Origin of the sequence: Pedobacter nutrimenti (assembly GCF_003208655.1) — a bacterium.
GTDB classification, from domain to species: Bacteria; Bacteroidota; Bacteroidia; order Sphingobacteriales; family Sphingobacteriaceae; genus Pedobacter; species Pedobacter nutrimenti.
Window position 1 is genome coordinate 39,984 of sequence record NZ_QKLU01000007.1, and the last position, 18,399, is coordinate 58,382.

14 protein-coding genes are annotated in these 18,399 nt (G+C 40.5%); all 14 read left to right on the top strand.

The genetic code is table 11. The features are described from left to right. Window positions 1–316: 316 nt before the first annotated feature. The 14 genes from mobA to B0O44_RS18530 all read left to right on the top strand — a co-directional run bounded on the left by mobA (window position 317) and on the right by B0O44_RS18530 (window position 18,399). Complete coding sequence (gene mobA, locus B0O44_RS18465) at window positions 317–748, top strand: conjugal transfer protein MobA (RefSeq protein WP_054281260.1); 432 nt, start codon at window positions 317–319, stop codon at window positions 746–748. Continuing rightward, window positions 745–2,049, top strand: a complete 1,305-nt coding sequence (gene mobB, locus B0O44_RS18470) for a conjugal transfer protein MobB (RefSeq protein WP_054280996.1) — start codon at window positions 745–747, stop codon at window positions 2,047–2,049. The genes mobA and mobB overlap by 4 nt, the downstream gene beginning before the upstream one ends. A 124-nt stretch (window positions 2,050–2,173) precedes the next feature. Next, window positions 2,174–4,174, top strand: coding sequence for a conjugal transfer protein MobC (mobC, locus tag B0O44_RS18475; protein WP_054280995.1), 2,001 nt, complete (start codon window positions 2,174–2,176; stop codon window positions 4,172–4,174). A gap of 118 nt (window positions 4,175–4,292) precedes the next feature. After that, complete coding sequence (locus B0O44_RS18480) at window positions 4,293–4,892, top strand: TetR/AcrR family transcriptional regulator (protein ID WP_054280994.1); 600 nt, start codon at window positions 4,293–4,295, stop codon at window positions 4,890–4,892. After that, window positions 4,889–5,344, top strand: coding sequence for a hypothetical protein (locus B0O44_RS18485; protein WP_054280993.1), 456 nt, complete (start codon window positions 4,889–4,891; stop codon window positions 5,342–5,344). Before B0O44_RS18480 ends, B0O44_RS18485 begins: the two co-directional genes overlap by 4 nt. A 9-nt stretch (window positions 5,345–5,353) precedes the next feature. Beyond that, window positions 5,354–5,689: a cupin domain-containing protein gene (locus B0O44_RS18490; protein ID WP_054280992.1), complete on the top strand. Its 336-nt coding sequence runs from the start codon at window positions 5,354–5,356 to the stop codon at window positions 5,687–5,689. A 23-nt stretch (window positions 5,690–5,712) separates the two neighbouring features. Next, a complete protein-coding gene (locus tag B0O44_RS18495) occupies window positions 5,713–6,105 on the top strand; it encodes a VOC family protein (protein WP_078781138.1) in 393 nt (130 codons plus the stop codon). Window positions 6,106–6,135: 30 nt separating this feature from the next. Further along, the gene (locus B0O44_RS18500) at window positions 6,136–7,461 is read left to right on the top strand and encodes a TolC family protein (protein WP_072188814.1); all 1,326 of its coding nucleotides are present in this window, start codon (window positions 6,136–6,138) and stop codon (window positions 7,459–7,461) included. Between the two features lie 24 nt (window positions 7,462–7,485). Further along, window positions 7,486–8,541: an efflux RND transporter periplasmic adaptor subunit gene (locus tag B0O44_RS18505; protein WP_054280989.1), complete on the top strand. Its 1,056-nt coding sequence runs from the start codon at window positions 7,486–7,488 to the stop codon at window positions 8,539–8,541. An 11-nt stretch (window positions 8,542–8,552) separates the two neighbouring features. Further along, a complete protein-coding gene (locus B0O44_RS18510) occupies window positions 8,553–11,651 on the top strand; it encodes an efflux RND transporter permease subunit (protein WP_054280988.1) in 3,099 nt (1,032 codons plus the stop codon). 3 nt (window positions 11,652–11,654) lie between these two features. Continuing rightward, the gene (locus B0O44_RS18515; protein ID WP_054280987.1) at window positions 11,655–12,104 is read left to right on the top strand and encodes a DUF2141 domain-containing protein; all 450 of its coding nucleotides are present in this window, start codon (window positions 11,655–11,657) and stop codon (window positions 12,102–12,104) included. A gap of 233 nt (window positions 12,105–12,337) precedes the next feature. Further along, window positions 12,338–13,165, top strand: coding sequence for an RteC domain-containing protein (locus B0O44_RS18520; RefSeq protein WP_054280986.1), 828 nt, complete (start codon window positions 12,338–12,340; stop codon window positions 13,163–13,165). A 237-nt stretch (window positions 13,166–13,402) separates the two neighbouring features. After that, on the top strand, window positions 13,403–13,786 hold the full coding sequence (locus B0O44_RS18525; protein ID WP_072188813.1) for a hypothetical protein: 384 nt from the start codon (window positions 13,403–13,405) through the stop codon (window positions 13,784–13,786). Between the two features lie 281 nt (window positions 13,787–14,067). Beyond that, entirely contained in the window at window positions 14,068–18,399 is a 4,332-nt protein-coding gene (locus B0O44_RS18530) for a CusA/CzcA family heavy metal efflux RND transporter (RefSeq protein ID WP_054280983.1), read from the top strand.

Consider the following 18,399-nt stretch of genomic DNA (forward strand, 5'->3'; position numbering starts at 1 on the left):
TTCTGTGGCAGTGTTTGGCAGTGTGCAACAGGGTGATGCTTCGGGAAAGCTGCACTTATTTTGTAGTTGCATCAATGCAACAGGAGAATGGAAAAATCATTGGAGATAAGAGGCTATAAGTGGAACGGCTCTAAGTCGTTTTTTTCTGCTTTATCCAATCCGTCCCGCAGGGCGGATTTTCTGTTCAACCGAACAGAGCAAGTTATGTTTTTAGCTGCTTGAAATGCTTTCCGCAGCTAAAAACAACTTGCCATTGCATGGAGCCGGAAAACCCCCTCCGAAGTCGGGGTTTATGGAAATTGTAATGGATAGAGATATGGACGACAAGAAAAGAAATCAAATAAGCAAAGGTGGTCGCAAGCCTAAGAATGACCCTGCAACCCACCGCTATTCGATTAGCCTGAACGATACGGAAAACGCACAGTTCCTTACGTTGTTCGAGCAATCGGGAATGAAAGTAATGGCGCATTTTATTACTGCCTGCATCTTTCAGAAAACAATTAAGACAGTAAAAATTGATATGGATGCCGTAGAATTTCATACAAGGCTCACCAGTTTTTACAGCCAGTTCAGAGCCGTTGGTGTGAACTACAACCAAATCGTGAAGATATTGTACCGCAATTTTTCGGAGAAAAAAGCATCTGCTTACCTCTTTAAACTGGAAAAACAGACGGCAGAAATGGCGGACTTGTGCCGGAAAGTAATTGAACTGACACAGGAATTTGAGAAAAAACACTTGCAAAAATGATAGCAAAGATTGGAAAGGGTGAGCATTTGTACGGTGCTATATCATATAACCAGCAGAAGATTGACAAAGAAAAAGGGCAGGTTTTGTTGCTGAACAAGATACCGGAAACATTGAACAATACTTATTCTACCCATTACCTGCACCAGCAATTTGAGCCCTATTTAGCCGCCAATATCCGAACGGAAAAACCAGTTCGCCACATATCGCTGAACCCTGATCCTGCGGATAAGGTCAGCGATGGGCAGTTTATAAAAATGGCGCAGCAGTATATGCAGGAAATGGGCTATGGCAACCAGCCCTATGTTGTTTTCAAACATACGGATATAGAGCGCACCCACATCCATATTGTGACCGTTGCCGTTGGATTGGATGGCAAGAAGATAGCGGACAGTTACGACCATCCCCGTTCAATGGCAATTTGCAGGAAATTGGAACAGCAGTACAATCTTGTACCTGCAACGGAAAAGCAACGCACGGGGAACGAGCGGGTATTCCACCCGATAGACTACAAAGCCGGGGATGTTAAAAGTCAGATAGCATCGGTGGTACGACATCTGCCAAAGTATTACGGATATGCCAGTTTGGGCGCATACAATGCGTTGCTTTCCCTCTTTAATATTACCGCCGAAGAAGTGAAAGGCGAGCTGAACGGACAGCCCAAAAACGGGCTGGTGTATTTTGCCTTGAACGAACAGGGAGTAAAAGCCAGCAATCCTTTCAAGGCTTCACGTTTTGGCAAACACGCAGGATTGGAAGCCTTGCAGGAACATTTTGCACAATCTAAAGAGCAGATTAAAAATAACCCGGTAAGAGCCATACTGAAAAACAGCATCGAGGTAGCAATGCACACGGCCACCAATGAAACCGATTTTAAAAAGCAACTATTGGAGCAGGGCATCAATACCGTTGTACGCCGCACTGATAAGGGGCGCATATATGGTATGACATTTATAGACCATGAAAGCCGCACAGTTTGGAACGGTTCAGCTTTGGACAAAAAACTATCGGCAAATGTGTTTAACGACTGGTGGAAAGAACAAGTAATGGAACAACGCCAAAATACAGAACATACAAGTACCTCCGCATTGCCAGCCGCAGATAAAAACGTTGTTGAGGAAAAAGAAGAAACTCACAGGCTTTTTGATTTCTTTGATAAAGAACAGCCAACCGATGATACAGGATTGATAGACGGATTGGGCGGGCTATTACCGGAAGCACAGGGCGAGGATTACGAGGAACAGGCTTTTGCAAACCGCATGAAGAAAAAGAAGAAAAACAAAAGACCAGGAAGACGGCAATAAGATTTTGTTCTCTATCAGGAAGCCAGTTTAATGCCAAATAATGCCACTACACGCCATCTGACACCGCTTTCTCTACACCGCTATTCATAGCGGTTACACTTGCATCAAAACAAATTTTTGAATTATGCAAGGAGAAGACGATTTAAGAGGGTTAGCCAAAATAATGGCTTTTATGAGAGCGGTAAGCATCCTCATTGTATTGATGCACTTTTATTGGTTTTGCTATGGGTTCTTTGCCGAACGTGGCTGGACTTTAGAAGTTATAGGCAAGATACTCACCAATTTTAACCGTACCGCAGGGCTTTTCTCACACACGCTTTACACCAAATTTTTTGCATTGGTGTTACTGGCGTTAAGCTGTTTGGGTACAAAGGGCGTGAAAAACGAAAAGATAACATGGACTAAAATCCGTGTTGCCTTAGCCACTGGCTTAGTGCTGTTCTTCCTGAATTTCCCATTGCTGAAATTATCGGCAGGGTTAGCTACTTCGCTTTACATTCTTACAACGGGCGCAGGATATATTGCCCTGCTGATGGCTGGTGTATGGATGAGCCGCTTACTACGCAATAACCTGATGGACGATGTTTTCAACAACGAGAACGAAAGTTTCCAGCAGGAAACCAAACTGATGCAAAATGAATATTCCGTTAACCTGCCTACGAAGTTTTACTACAAAGGCAAATGGAATGACGGTTGGGTTAATGTGGTCAATCCTTTTAGAGCCTCTATTGTGTTGGGTACTCCGGGTTCGGGGAAATCCTATGCTATTGTAAACAACTACATCAAACAACACATCGAGAAAGGGTTCAGTATGTATATCTACGATTTCAAGTTTGATGACCTTTCCACGATTGCCTACAACCACCTGCTAAAGCATACCAACAAGTACAAAATAGCCCCCAAGTTTTATGTTATCAATTTTGATGACCCACGCCGGAGCCACAGGTGCAACCCGCTTAATCCCGACTTTATGACGGACATATCGGATGCTTACGAAGCTGCCTATACCATCATGCTTAACCTTAACAAGTCGTGGATTTTGAAGCAAGGGGATTTCTTCGTTGAAAGCCCGATTATATTGCTTGCAGCAATTATTTGGTTCCTGAAAATTTACGATAACGGCAAGCATTGCACGTTCCCGCACGCCATCGAATTGCTCAACAAAAAATACGCAGACGTATTTACCATACTTACGTCATACCCCGAACTCGAAAATTATTTATCGCCGTTCATGGATGCCTGGTTAGGGGGCGCACAAGACCAGTTACAGGGGCAGATTGCATCGGCAAAAATTCCTTTGTCCCGAATGATTAGCCCGCAGTTGTATTGGGTAATGACGGGGGACGATTTTTCACTGGACATCAACAATCCGAAAGAGCCTAAAATACTGTGCGTTGGCAACAACCCCGACAGGCAAAATATTTACTCCGCAGCTTTGGGTTTATACAATTCAAGGATTGTAAAACTGATTAACAAAAAAGGACAGCTTAAAAGTTCAATTATCATAGATGAGTTGCCAACCATTTATTTCAGGGGATTGGATAACCTGATTGCAACTGCACGTAGTAATAAGGTAGCAGTATGTTTGGGCTTTCAGGATTTTTCACAACTGACAAGGGATTACGGCGATAAAGAAAGTAAGGTAATACAGAATACCATAGGTAATATTTTCTCCGGTCAGGTGGTGGGCGAAACAGCAAAGAGCCTTTCGGAACGCTTTGGAAAAGTGTTGCAGAAAAGGCAGAGCATGACCATCAACCGAAATGATAAGTCCACTTCCATTTCTACCCAAATGGATAGCCTGATACCAGCATCCAAAATTTCAACACTTACGCAGGGCATGTTTGTTGGTGCGGTTTCCGACAATTTCGATGAACGCATCGAGCAGAAAATATTTCATTCTGAAATTGTAGTAGATAATGATAAAGTTGCCGCCGAAACCAAAGCCTACAAGAAGATACCGCAGATATTATCCTTTACCGATGAAAGTGGAGCGGATAATATGAAGCAAGAAATTGAAGCCAACTACAAGCAAGTCAAGCAGGATGTTATGACCATTGTTGAAAGTGAAATGGAACGCATCAAAAACGACCCTGACTTACAACATTTGGTGCAAAAGGAATAAAGAATGATAGTATTGGTTGACAATATCCTTTTCTTGAAGAAATATCGCTAAATAAAAAAATATCACTACCTTTGTTAGCGAATGCTAACTAACATAATTTTGTTAGCGAACGGGTAACATGGAAAAATTCACAAACAGACAAATAGAAATAATGGAAGCCGCAACGGTTCGGATTGATGCTTACGGTATTCAAAACCTGACTATCAAAACGCTGGCTGCCGATATTGGTTTATCCGAACCGGCTTTATACCGTCATTTTAAAAGCAAGAATGATATTTTACTTGGTTTGCTCAACTATTTCATAACAGGAATGAAAAACCGCATAAGTAACATTCCTGTAAATCCTAACGCAACGGCAGGAGATGAATTGAGGGATATTTTTAAATCGCAACTACAAACCTTTACAGATAAACCTGCGATTGTCAGTGTCATTTTTGCGGAAAGTATTTTTCATTATGATGAGGGATTGAGTTATAAAGTTTCCGAAATAATGGAATTAATGCACCAATATGTCAATGCAAACATTGAAAAAGGACAGAAGGTAGGGCAATACGGCAAGCTAATCAATGCCTCCACGCTTACCACTATTATACTTGGTGGAATGAGAATGACGGTTTTGAAATGGAAACTTTCGAGGCATAAGTCTAACCTGATAAAAGACGGTACAGCAGTTTTAGAGGGAATTTTAAAAATGATTGAAAAAAAAATTGAGATATGAAAAAACTACTTGTATTTGGATTGAGCGTTATGCTTTTGTGGAGTTGTAATAATGTTACTGAAAAATCAACGGCACATCAGGAAACAGAAAACCACGCAGAACATCAACACGATGAGGGTTCCAAAGCTATTGAACTCAACAATGGCGAAAAGTGGCTGGTGAACGAAGAAATGAAACCTTTTGTAGTGAAAGGCGAAGAATTGGTAAATACTTATATTCAGGACGGAAAGACTGATTATAAAGCATTGGCTCAACAACTAAAAGAGCAAAACGACCAGCTCGTAAAAAGTTGTACAATGGGCGGCAAAGGTCACGATGAACTGCACAAATGGCTACATCCACATCTTGAAATAATTAAGGCGTTGCAAAATGAAACAGATGCAACCAAAGCAAGTGAAATTGTTTTGCGCCTGCAACATTCGTATCAGCAATATCATCAGTATTTTAATTAAACAACGACTATGGCAACATTTGAAAAAGAAAGCATTTTCAATCTCGAAAATGCAATTGAATACACAAACGGCGGTGTTATCAGCAAACAGGTAACTAAAAGCAAAGGTGGAACCTTGACTTTATTCTCGTTTGACAAAGAACAGGGACTATCGGAGCATAAAACACCTTATGATGCCATTGTGCAGATTTTGGATGGCGAAGCAGAAATAACGATTGCCGGAAAACTTCATCATCTGAAAAAAGGTGATTGTATCATTATGCCGGCAAACATTCCACACGAATTGAAAGCCATTGAACGCTTTAAAATGTTGCTGACAATGATAAAGGAAGAACAATTCATATAACCATATTTAATATCAAACTAAGAATGAAACATATTATAACAACTGAATTTATACTTTATGTAATTGACCAACAGAAAAGTACAGATTTTTACACAAAGCTTTTTCGTATAAACCCTGACTTGAATGTACCTGGAATGACTGAATTTAAACTTTCCGAAAACTGTAAATTGGGACTTATGCCTAATAAAGGAATTGCCAAAATACTTTCGGACAAAACACCACATCCTGACCAAGGAAACGGAATTCCGAGATGTGAGCTATATTTTTATGTTGATAATATTGAACTTGAATTTCATAACGCAATGAAAATAGGAGCTAAACTTATTAGTCCGATAGAAGACAGAGATTGGGGCGACAGCGTTTGCTATTTTACCGATTTAGACGGGCATATTATCGCTTTTGCTCAAAGAATATAAATAAAAAGAAACAAAAAAATTTGCTCAATTATGTTAGTGAACGCTCGCAAACTATTTATTATTCCGTTGATATTTATCGGGTGGAATACTGTTCAGGCACAGGAAGTCTGGACACTGAAACAATGTACTGATACGGCACAGGTCTATAACAAAACCCTGCAAATCAACCGAAACCACATCAGCATCAGCGAACAAAGGGAAAAAGAAGCAAAAGCCAATCTTATTCCGAAAGTTACAGCCAATGCCGATTACAAATATTTTATGGAATTGCCTACACAGCTCATGCCGATGAATGCACTCAATCCGCAAGCACCCGAAGGGCAATTCAGAGATTTGCAATTTGGTGTTCCTCACAACATCAATGCAAATGTGCAGTTGGCAATGCCGTTGTATAATCCGCAGGTTTATGGAGTGATTGAGAATACAAAAATTGCCAACAAACTGACACTGCTTCAATTTCAAAAATCGGAAGAGCAGGTTTTATACGACATCACTATGCTGTATTACAACGCTCAAATATTGAAACATCAATTGGATTTTTTGGAAAGCAATATGCTCAACACCCAAAAGCTATTAAAGAATATGGAACTTTTGAAAAAACAGTTATTGGCAAAGGGAACAGATGTGAGTAAAGTGAAATTGCAAACCGAACAGTTAAATACCCAAAGGGAAAACGTCCACAACAAATACATTTCAATTCTAAATGCACTAAAACTGAATATCGGTATCCCATTGGAGCGAAATATTACCGTTGTTTCTGAAATCGAACAGCGAGCCTTAACTAAAAATAATGTAGAAAACATATTGGATTTGAAAATTATTCAGACACAAAACAAACTATTGAACAGCGAATTGAGTACGTTGAACAAATCACGATTTCTACCCTCGCTTAATTTGATTGCCTCCTACGGAACAACAGGTTTTGGCTACGACAAAACCCCAAATGACTTTCTGAAATTTTATCCCATAGGCTTTGCAGGTTTGCAACTGACTTACCCGCTTTTCAACGGAACAGTTACACAGCGAAAAATAAATCAAAAAAAACTGGAAATCAGCAATAACGAATTGCAGGCTCAACTGATTGGCGATAAAAACAAAATGGAAACTGAAAATGCTTTAAGGCAAAGAACGATTGCACAGCAAACAGTCATCAATACCGAAAATCAAATCACTTTGGCTCAATCTATTTATGAGCAAACCATTTTACAACAAAAGCAAGGTACGGCAACACTTACCGATGTTTTATTGGCTGATAATACACTTCGTGAAGCACAGCAAAATTACCTGTCGGCAGTTATAGATTATCTGAAAGCGGATTTGGAGCTAAAAAAGCTGGCAGGAACAATTAAGAATTAAAATAACGGATAAAAAATCAGGAATATGAATTGGAAAAAAATAATCGGGATAATTGCTTTGATTGCGGTAATAGCACTTGTGTTTTTTAAGTTGAAAAACAATAAAGAAACCACCGAAAGCAAGGTGTATCAATATGACAAAGAAAAACCTATTACTGTAAATGCTGACACCATTCGTTTGCAGACTATTGATGATGCAAATACTTATGCAGGTACTTTTGAGCCGAATAAGGAAACAAAAATCAGTGCGGATATACAAGGAAAAATCAATGCTGTTTTGGTAGATGTTGGAAGTAGTGTAAGCAAAGGACAAACACTTATTCAGTTGGATAACTCGTTGTTGAAGCTACAACTGCAAGCAGTTGAAGTACAGATTGAGGGTTTGGAAGACGATGTAAAACGATACACCATTTTAACAGAAGCCGATGCCGTTCAAGGTGTGCAGTTGGAAAAGGCAAAATTGGGATTGAAAGCTGCAAAAGTTCAGAAAGCGACTTTATTGGAGCAAATCAGTAAAACCACTATAAAAGCACCTTTCAACGGTGTGGTAACTGCCAAGCTCAATGAGGAGGGTGGTTTTGCAGCACCGGGTATTCCGTTGCTACAAATTACGGATATAAGCACTTTACGCTTTACGGTCAATGTTCCCGAAAATGATTTGGTGCAGTTTCAAAACAATCAGACTTATAAAATTAGTGCTGATGTTTATCCCGACATTTCCCTTTCGGGCAAAGTAACAATGACAGGAAGTAAAGCCAATATGGGCAATAGTTTTCCTATACAGTTTCAGGTTGCCAACACCAACAACTTAACCATAAAATCGGGAATGTTCGGTAAGGTAAATCTTTCTGACACCAAGCAAGAACAAGGTATTCTTATTCCGACATCTGCCATTACAGAAGAAAATGGAAAAGCGAAAGTATATATCATAAAAAACGGAAAAGCCGTATTGCAACCGATAACCATATCAAGAAATATCGGCAATAAAACGATTGTATCAGGCGGATTGGCAACAGGCGATATTGTTGTAACGAATGGCTTTATCAACCTGTTTGACGGAGCGAATATTACGATTAAATAAAATCAGCGAAAATGAATATTACAGAAATATCAATCAAACGTCCCTCGCTGATTATCGTACTTTTCAGCGTATTTGCCCTGTTGGGAATTATCGGCTACAAGAATTTGAGCTATGAACTGATGCCCGATTTTAATCAGCCTGTTGTGGTTATCAAAACCGTTTATCCCGGTGCAGAACCCAACGAAGTGGAAACTTCCGTTTCCCGAAAAATTGAAGATGCACTTTCTAATCTGGAGGGCGTAGATTATTTGCTTACCAAATCATTACCCAATGCTTCAATCATCATAGCCAATCTGAAATACGGAACGGATTTGGACAAAACAATGCAGGACGCTCAACGCTACATTGACAATATCCGAAAGGACTTGCCTAACGATATTCAAAACCCTGTAATGAGCAAAGTATCGCCTAATGATTTGCCGATAATGTCGGTAAGTGCAACAAGCAATTTAGAGCCGACTGACTTTTACCAAAAAATGAAAGACGATTACCTGCCACAAATCCAACAACTAAAAGGAGTAGCAGAGATTGCCATTTTAGGCGGAGAAGAACGGGAAATTCAAATCAAGGTGGATAAAGAAAAATTGAAGCTCTATAAAATTTCTTTGTACCAGGTAGTGGAAGCCGTCAATCGTTCAGGTATTGATTTACCTGCGGGAAAATTACAAACCGATACAGAAAATAATTCAGTTAGGTTAGTTGGCAAATTCAATACTATCAATGATATTCAGAATGTTCAGGTCGCAATGCCTTTTCCAAACAGTCCTGTTTATGTGAAAGATATTGCGGAAGTAACAGACGGCATTAAAGAAATTACTTCGTATAGCCGTTACAACAGTAAAAACGGTATTGGCTTAATGATAAAGAAACAAGGCGATGCCAATGCCGTTGATGTTTCAAAACTGATTAGGGAAAAATTTCAGTCCATTGAAAAACAAAATGCCAATGCAGATGTAAAATTTGTAGTTACGGACGATAGCACCGATAACACCATTGCAGCCGTTAACTCGGTGGTGTTTGACTTGATTTTAGCCGTGATTTTAGTGTCGTTGGTAATGTTGCTGTTTCTGCGAAGTTTCAGAAACTCACTGATTGTTTTAGTTGCCATTCCGACTTCCTTAATTACCGCTTTTGCCGTGATGTGGCTTTGGGGCTATACGCTCAATCTGATGACTTTGCTGGCGATGTCTTTAATCATCGGCATTTTGGTGGACGATGCTACCGTAGTTTTAGAAAATATCCAACGCCATTTGGATATGGGTAAAGAAAAAAGAACGGCAGCTATGGACGGAAGAATGGAAATCGGTTTTTCGGCATTGTCTATTACATTGGTTGATGTGGTGGTGTTCTTGCCGATTTTGTTCTTACAGGTTTTTGTTGCCGATATGCTCAAACAGTTTTCGGTAGTAGTTATCACTTCTACGCTTACAAGTTTATTGGTCGGGTTTACTTTAACGCCTTGGCTGGCTTCACGCATCGGGAAAAAAGAAGATTTGCAACCGACTAATTTCTTTAATCGTTTTTTGCTTTGGTTTGAACATCAGTTAGACCAATTCATCAATTGGTATGGCAGAACATTGAATTGGGTTTTACATCACAAACTCATTTTTACAGGATTTGTTTTGTTGCTGTTCGTAGGAACGGTAGCAATGATGAAGCAGGGAATTATTGGAAAGGAACTCATTTCCACAGGCGACCAAGGGAAATTCCGTTTGGCATTAGAGTTTGATAAAAGTACTTCCATTCAGCAAAACAATTTGGTTTCAGAAAAAATAGAAAACTATATTCTGAAGCAACCCGAAGTTTCAACTGTTTTCAGCAATGTAGGCGGACCAAGCACAGGTATCGGAAGTTTGGGAGTTGGTTCTGCCAATAAAACTGAATTTACTATTCAGCTAAAATCCAGGAAAGAAACAAATAATCTCTCTACCGAAACCTTTATGCGGAAATTGCGAACTGATTTGCAAAAAGAATATTCAGGCATCAATTTTTCAATGATAGCATTAGGCTTAATTCCACGTTCTGCACCGATAGAAATTACATTAAGCGGAAGCGACTTAGACCAGGTAATGCAGACAGGTAATGACTTAAAAACAGTTATTGAAAAAATACCCGGAGCAGATAATGTGCGGCTTTCGGTAGAAGCAGGAAGCCCTGAATTAAAAGTCATTCCTGACAAAGACAAAATGCAGCGTTTAGGATTGAACACGGCTTATGTGGGAATGAATTTGCGTACCGCTTTTACAGGAAATGACGATGCCACTTTAACGGAAAACGGAACAGAATATCCTGTACGGATTTGGTTGGATAAATTCAGCCGTAAAAATTATGATGATGTAAACCAACTCAACATTATAAATCCAATGGGCATTCCGATTGAAGTTTCACAGTTTGCAACTATTGAAAGAGATAATTCGCCTTCGCTTTTAGAACGAAAAGACCGGCAACCTGCCGTTACATTAACTTCCGATGCACTCGGCAGACCTTCGGGAACAGTAGCAGACGATGTAGTGGCATATCTCAAAAACAATCCTTTACCCAACGGCATACAAATGACTTGGGGAAGCGATATTAAACGGCAAAACGACAGTTTCGGGGCTTTGGGTTCGGTATTGCTGATTTCATTCTTACTGATTTATTTGATTATGGTAGCCTTATACGACAGTTACATTTATCCTTTTGTTGCCCTGTTTGCCATACCCGTTGCAGCAATCGGAGCATTTTTAGCCTTGAATTTATCGTTAAGCAATTTGAGCTTATTTGCTTTGCTCGGCTTGATTATGCTAATGGGATTGGTAACAAAAAATTCCATCTTGATTGTGGACTTTACCAACCATTTGAAGGCAGAAGGAAAACATTATCAGGAAGCATTGATTACCGCAGGAAAAGAACGTATGCGACCCATTTTGATGACGACTTTATCAATGGCAATAGGAATGTTGCCCATAGCATTAGCCAGCGGAACAGCAGCCGAATGGAAAAACGGTTTGGCGTGGGTAATCATTGGCGGTTTGCTTTCTTCATTAGCATTGACGGTTTATTTAGTGCCAATGGTGTACTACGGAGTAGATAGAATGAAAGAAAAATTGGGTTCAAATAAAAAACAATAATAAATGAAAGCAACAATTTTTATTATACTGACAGTTGGGTTATGTTTTTTTCTCTGTTCATTTTCGGAAAATCAGGCAGAAACCTACACCTTGACCGTTAAGGTAGAAAATTTACGAAATTCAAAGGGTGTTGTTCAATTCGCCCTCTATAACAAAGATAATTCAATCCCCGATGAAGATTACAAAAAATATTACCGATTAGAGAAAGCGAAAATTGTAAATGGCAAATCTGAAATTACTTTTAAAAGCCTGCCCCAAGGGAGATATGCCGTAAATATTTTACACGATGAAAACAATAACGGAAAGATTGATAAAGGTTTGCTTTTACCCAAAGAGGGAATTGGATTTTCCAATTATCAGTCAATAGGTTTACGAAACAGGCCTAATTTTTCCAAAGCAAGTTTTGAATTGAACGCAGACAAGACAATTGACGTAACAGTAATTTATATGTAAACAAATGAAAGATGTTTTATGGGGTGGACATATAAACACATAGAGAAAGTAAACTTAATTCTTTGGGGATTGAGGTTGTAGAACCCCTTTGAGATAAAACGTCAAAAGAGCAATAAATGACTTTTTTAAACCAAAAATTCAAGCAAAAATAATTGTTACACAACCGGATAAATTAAGCAAGTATTTAAGAGTTATTCTGGGGTAATCAATTAATTACAAAAGTGATAATTTGAATGACAGAATATTTTAAGAAAATATCAGATGAATTAGATGAAGAAATAAAAGAATTGGCATACGAGCAGGGAAATGTCTTAGCTTCCTATGAGAAAGCAATTGAACTCATTTTAAGCAAGACTACTGAACTGAAAGAATATGTATTGAAAACTGGATTTGAAAACGAGCAGGAAGAAATACATTTTTTCAAATATCAGAAACCAGCCATTATCGCTCAACTCATTTATTACAATGCCATCTATAAAATTGAGGCAAGAAAACCCTATGGAACGAAATCTATAAGAAAATACCTCAACAAAGAACTCAAAAAATTAAAGAGGTTCTTTGATAATAACCTCGATTTCTATAAGTACTATCGTAGCAATAATTCCTTTCTTGATGAAAATTTTTTTGTGCGGGGTAAGCACGATATTAAGTTATGGCTGGACACTTATTACTTTCAATCTGACCAAACCTTTTCCACTTCACATGACTATAAGGTTGCCAAGATAATCGCCAACGACTTGATACAGGTGTATATCGAAGACCAACTGTACAGCAAAACCCAAGACAGTAAATCAGTAGCCACGCAAAAGCTGAATTGGACGGGAAGTAAAACCGCCATGATAGAGCTAATTTATGCACTGAATTGTCAAGGCGTTTTCGATAACGGCAATAGCGATATAAGACTGATAGCGCAATATTTTGAGAATACGTTTAATATCGAATTAGGCAATTTCTATCAAACGTTTTTGGAATTGCGAACCCGAAAAATAAACCGGACAAAATTTCTTGATGAACTCCGGGACGGGCTTTTAAAGAAAATGGATGAACAGGACGAAAAGTAGGACCAGTCACCAAAAGTAATATCTCCCAAATCATTCCTATTTTGGAATGATTTTTTCATTAATTCAATTCATATTGTTTAACAAAAATAGCAAATTTTGGGTTTTCCACCAGTGTTTATAGTTCCAATTTTTTCTGTTATGGCATATAAAATGGCTACATATATTGAATTTATTTTGAACAATTTAAAATAGCATATACCAGTAAATAGCATTATATTTTTAAGTACCTTTGCTTCAATGAGGAAGATGATAGCCATATTTTTTTTATCAGTCTATCTGACTGCTTTTACACCTTTCAAAGAGGTGTGGAAGTTGCCTGTGCTGATAGAGCATTTTATGGAGCATCGTGCGCAAGATCCTTCTATTTCTGTTTTGGCCTTCCTGGATATGCACTATATGCACGGCAGTCCACATGATGCCGATTATGACCGGGATATGCAATTGCCTTTTAAAATGGTTGCACACACCTCTTTAGTCACCTTTGTTATTCCATCTGTATCTACACATTTTCAAATAGTCCCTCCTTTTTACAATAAGAAAGAAAAACCGCTTTTATACAATTCAACAGCGTATTCTTTCAACTACCAAAATTCTATCTGGCAGCCTCCGAGAGCCTGTTAATGTTTTTTTTCTCACAGAACGTTCCTGTTTTGATTTAACAGCACTACAACAATAGTCTGGACGCTATTCTTATGTTGAATAAGATAGCCATTCTGTTTGCAATACTATCTCAAAGTAGTATTGTGAACTGTAACTGATGTTTTGTCTCTTTTAGATTGTCTATACTTTCTGCAAGGGGCTAAATAATCTTGCTACATACTATTGTTCCGATGTGCGGCTAATCATTGCGCAGGTATTCTTCTGTGAGCCAAATTATCGTTAACAAATTCCAGAAGAAATTTATGCTAAATAGAATTATTGAGTTTTCCGTAAGGAACAAACTCATTGTAGGGCTATTGGTAATCGCCCTGATAGTCATAGGTGCTTATCAAACCACCAGATTACCTATTGATGCTGTGCCGGATATTACCAATAACCAGGTGCAGGTCATCACCATTGCTCCTTCTTTCGGAGCCACTGATATTGAAAGACTGGTAACCTTTCCCATCGAACAGGCAAACAGCAATATTTCCGGCTTAAAGGAGATCCGCAGCTTTTCCCGGTTCGGGCTTTCGCTGGTAACCATTGTTTTTGAAGATGGTATTGATATTTATTGGGCAAGGCAGCAGGTGGCGGAACGTCTGCAACAGGTGCAAAGCCAAATCCCCCCAGGCATCGGTACACCGGCATTAGGCCCCATATCAACGGGATTGGGAGAAATATATCAATATGTGGTACGTCCGAAAAAAGGTTTTGAAAAAAAATACGACATCACCGAACTGCGTACCATTCAGGACTGGATTGTGCGCCGCCAGTTATTGGGCGTAAAAGGCGTAGCCGAAGTCAGCAGTTTTGGCGGCAAGCTGAAGCAATATGAAATAGCCGTAAACGCCGACAAATTACACGCCCACGGCATCAGCATCAAAGATGTGTTTGCTTCACTGGAAGCCAACAACCAGAATACGGGAGGCGCTTACATCGAAAAAGGCCCCACCGTCCTGTATATCCGTAGTGAAGGGCTGATAGGCACTATTGAAGATATTCAGAACATAGCCATTACAAACAGACCCGATCAGCCACCACTTTTTATTCGTGACGTTGCTGCTGTAAAAATGGGCTATGCCACCCGTTACGGCGCTGTGTGCTATAATGACGAGGGCGAAGTGGCCGGTGCCGTGGTGATGATGCTGAAAGGCGAAAACAGCAGCCAGGTCATTAAAAACGTAAAAGAACGCATCGCCCAAATTCAAAAGACACTGCCCCAGGGTGTGGTGATCGAACCGTTCCTTGACCGCACAAAGATGGTCAACAATGCTATCGGAACCGTTGAGCATAACCTGATGGAGGGTGCGCTCATTGTTGTGTTTGTGCTGGTGATATTTCTTGGAAATATCCGTGCGGGTTTATTGGTTGCATCGGTTATTCCGTTGGCTATGCTATTTGCCATCTGTATGATGAACCTGTTTGGCGTAAGCGGTAATCTGATGAGCCTCGGTGCGCTGGATTTCGGCCTGATCATCGATGGCGCGGTAATCATCGTGGAAGCGGTAATGCACCAGATAGCACATAATAAACATTTCCGACAGATAGGTGGCATTTCCAAAGAAGAAATGAACGGAACCGTTACCACTGCCGCCGGTAAAATGATGAACAGCGCCGTGTTCGGGCAGATCATCATCCTTATTGTTTATCTGCCTATTCTTTCCTTACAGGGCATAGAGGGCAAGATGTTCAAGCCGATGGCGCAAACCGTGGCCTTTGCCTTATTGGGTGCATTTTTACTATCACTTACCTATATTCCAATGATGAGCTCGCTGGTACTGAAAAGAAAAAGCAGTACAAAAGTGAACTATTCCGACCGGATGATGGCGGCCATTGAAGCATTTTATCAAAAGATGTTACTCCGGGCATTGCGGCTGCCCAAACTTATCCTTTCATTGGTTGCAGTACTTTTCATTGTTTCAGTTTTTATTCTTTCCCGTTTGGGTGGCGAGTTTATTCCCTCCCTGGAAGAGGGTGATTTTGCCGTAGATACCCGTGTGCTTACCGGCAGCAATTTGAACACAACAATCGAGCATACGCAGAAAGCCGCACACCTTTTAAAGACAAAGTTCCCGGAAGTAATAAAAGTGGTTACCAAGATTGGCAGCGGTGAAGTACCTACCGACCCTATGCCAATGGAAGCCAGTGATATGATGGTGATCCTGAAAGACAAAAAGGAATGGACTTCCGCAAAGACATTTCCCGAACTGGCAGAAAAAATGAGTAAGGCGCTACAGGATGTTCCGGGCATCACCGCAGGTTTTCAGTACCCGGTGCAGATGCGTTTTAATGAACTAATGACCGGTGCCAGGCAGGATGTGGTATTAAAGATTTATGGGGAGAACCTGGATACACTGGCTGCTACAGCAGCACAGTTGGGAAAAGTGGTGAATACCGTACAAGGAGCGGAAAACCTTTATGTGGAACCGGTTACAGGAATGCCGCAGGTAATTATTCAATACAACCGGCCGCTTATTGCACAGTATCATTTGTCCATTGCCGACATCAACAATATAGTAAACACGGCATTTGCCGGGCAAAGCAGCGGGCTGGTTTTTGAAGGTGAAAAACGTTTTGATCTGGTGGTTCGACTGGATGCCAATGACCGCAAGCGACTGGAAGATGTAAAACGTTTGCTGATACCTACCGCCCAGGGCAACCAAATACCACTTTCGCAACTGGCCGATGTACAGATCAAGGAAGGGCCTAACCAGATACAGCGTGAAAATGCCCAGCGCCGTATCATAGTCGGTTTCAATGTCAAAGGCCGGGATGTGCAGAGTATCGTGAAAGAACTTCAGCAAAAAGTAGCGCAACAAGTAAAATTGCCCGTAGGGTATCACATTACTTATGGAGGTTCTTTTGAAAATCTGAACCAGGCCAAAGAGCGGCTGATGATTGCTGTTCCGGTGGCATTGGTGCTGATTTTCATCCTGCTTTTCTTTGCTTTCAGGTCTGTTAAAGAGAGCCTGCTTATCTATACAGCCATTCCTCTGTCCATTATCGGTGGTGTATTGCTACTGGCTGCCCGTGGTATGCCGTTCAGCATTAGTGCCGGTGTTGGGTTTATTGCCCTGTTTGGTGTGGCAGTACTGAACGGGATTGTACTTATTTCGGAGTTCAAACGCATTAAAAACGCAGGTTTGACCAACATTTCCCGCATCGTGGTTTATGGCACTAAAATCAGGTTACGTCCCATCCTGATGACCGCAAGCGTTGCATCACTGGGCTTTTTGCCGATGGCTTTGAGCAACGGAGCAGGAGCCGAAGTGCAGCGTCCGCTGGCAACAGTTGTAATCGGCGGATTACTGATTGCTACGCTGCTTACTTTGTTTGTGCTTCCGCTATTGTATATCCTGTTTGAAAAAGGCATCAAAATCAAAAACAAAGCGGTCGTTATACTGTTCATCGGCTTGCTATCTGCCGGAACAGTAAGCGCACAGACACCGGTTAGCTTAGATGAGGCGATCCATATTGCCATAAAGAACAACCTCCAGGTAAAAAATGAAAAACTGGTTTCGGAATATAGTAAAGCCCTGGTAAAATCGGGTGCCAATATCCCTCAAATGGCGGTTACGGCTGATTTCGGTCAGATCAACAGTGCGTATAATGACACCCGGTTTGGCGTGTCGCAGAGTTTTGCATTTCCTTCTGTTTACCAAAAACAAAACAGGGTTCTTGAAGAAGAATACAAGCAGAGCCTGCTGAATATTTCACTGAAAGAATATGAGTTGAAAAAAGCCGTAACCCAAACATTTTTCACCCTCCTTTATTGGGAAAAGAAAGAAGCATTACTGCTTGGGGCAGATAGTTTGTACAGTGGATTTTATGAAAAGGCAAAACTGCGCTTGCAAAATGGCGAAAGCAATATATTGGAAAAAACAATTGCAGAAAGCCAGAAAGCAGCTATCGCCATACAGTTGCAGCAGGTAAGGCAGGAGCTGAATACAATGGGCATCCGTTTGAGGTTCCTGTTGAACACAGATACCCCTATGCAACCGGCAGATGACAGTAAAATACCTGTTTTATCTTCTAATTCCGGCAACGATCATCCTTTATTGCAAATATTAAAACAACAGCAAGCTATTGCGATAGCACAGACCAAAGCTGAACGGGCAAAACTATTGCCTGATCTGATGCTGGGTTATAACAACAACAGTTTTAAAGGCACAGGTCCCGACAATAATTCCTATGGCACGGCTAACCGGTTCCATTCCGTACAGATTGGCATTGGCATTCCTGTTTTTGCGCAGGCGCAAAAAGCCAGGGTGAAAGCATCCCGTATAGCTGAAAATATTGCAGAAGGTCGGCTTGCAGCCGAAACGGCCGCATTGAAGAGTAAATACGAGGAACTGCTTTCCGCCTATGATAACAATATAGCTATTGTCAGGTATTTTGAAACCACCGGGCTGAAAAATGCAGCTACCATCGTTGCTACAGCGCAGAAGCAGTTCCTGGGTGGCGAAATCAATTACCTGGACTGGGTAATGCTGATGAACCAGGCTATTGCAATACGGAGCAATTATGCCGATGCGGTCAATACGCTTTGCCAGTCCATTATATCCATCAATTATCTCAATCTAAATCCATAA

Excerpts from the sequence above, each read along its gene's own strand:
- mobC (WP_054280995.1), top strand. The coding sequence starts at position 2,174 with ATGCAAGGAGAAGACGATTTAAGAGGGTTAGCCAAAATAATGGCTTTT.
- B0O44_RS18510 (WP_054280988.1), top strand. The coding sequence starts at position 8,553 with ATGAATATTACAGAAATATCAATCAAACGTCCCTCGCTGATTATCGTA.
- B0O44_RS18515 (WP_054280987.1), top strand. The coding sequence starts at position 11,655 with ATGAAAGCAACAATTTTTATTATACTGACAGTTGGGTTATGTTTTTTT.
- mobB (WP_054280996.1), top strand. The coding sequence starts at position 745 with ATGATAGCAAAGATTGGAAAGGGTGAGCATTTGTACGGTGCTATATCA.
- B0O44_RS18500 (WP_072188814.1), top strand. The coding sequence starts at position 6,136 with ATGTTAGTGAACGCTCGCAAACTATTTATTATTCCGTTGATATTTATC.
- B0O44_RS18530 (WP_054280983.1), top strand. The coding sequence starts at position 14,068 with ATGCTAAATAGAATTATTGAGTTTTCCGTAAGGAACAAACTCATTGTA.
- B0O44_RS18520 (WP_054280986.1), top strand. The coding sequence starts at position 12,338 with ATGACAGAATATTTTAAGAAAATATCAGATGAATTAGATGAAGAAATA.
- B0O44_RS18480 (WP_054280994.1), top strand. The coding sequence starts at position 4,293 with ATGGAAAAATTCACAAACAGACAAATAGAAATAATGGAAGCCGCAACG.
- B0O44_RS18525 (WP_072188813.1), top strand. The coding sequence starts at position 13,403 with ATGAGGAAGATGATAGCCATATTTTTTTTATCAGTCTATCTGACTGCT.
- B0O44_RS18485 (WP_054280993.1), top strand. The coding sequence starts at position 4,889 with ATGAAAAAACTACTTGTATTTGGATTGAGCGTTATGCTTTTGTGGAGT.
- B0O44_RS18490 (WP_054280992.1), top strand. The coding sequence starts at position 5,354 with ATGGCAACATTTGAAAAAGAAAGCATTTTCAATCTCGAAAATGCAATT.
- B0O44_RS18495 (WP_078781138.1), top strand. The coding sequence starts at position 5,713 with ATGAAACATATTATAACAACTGAATTTATACTTTATGTAATTGACCAA.
- mobA (WP_054281260.1), top strand. The coding sequence starts at position 317 with ATGGACGACAAGAAAAGAAATCAAATAAGCAAAGGTGGTCGCAAGCCT.
- B0O44_RS18505 (WP_054280989.1), top strand. The coding sequence starts at position 7,486 with ATGAATTGGAAAAAAATAATCGGGATAATTGCTTTGATTGCGGTAATA.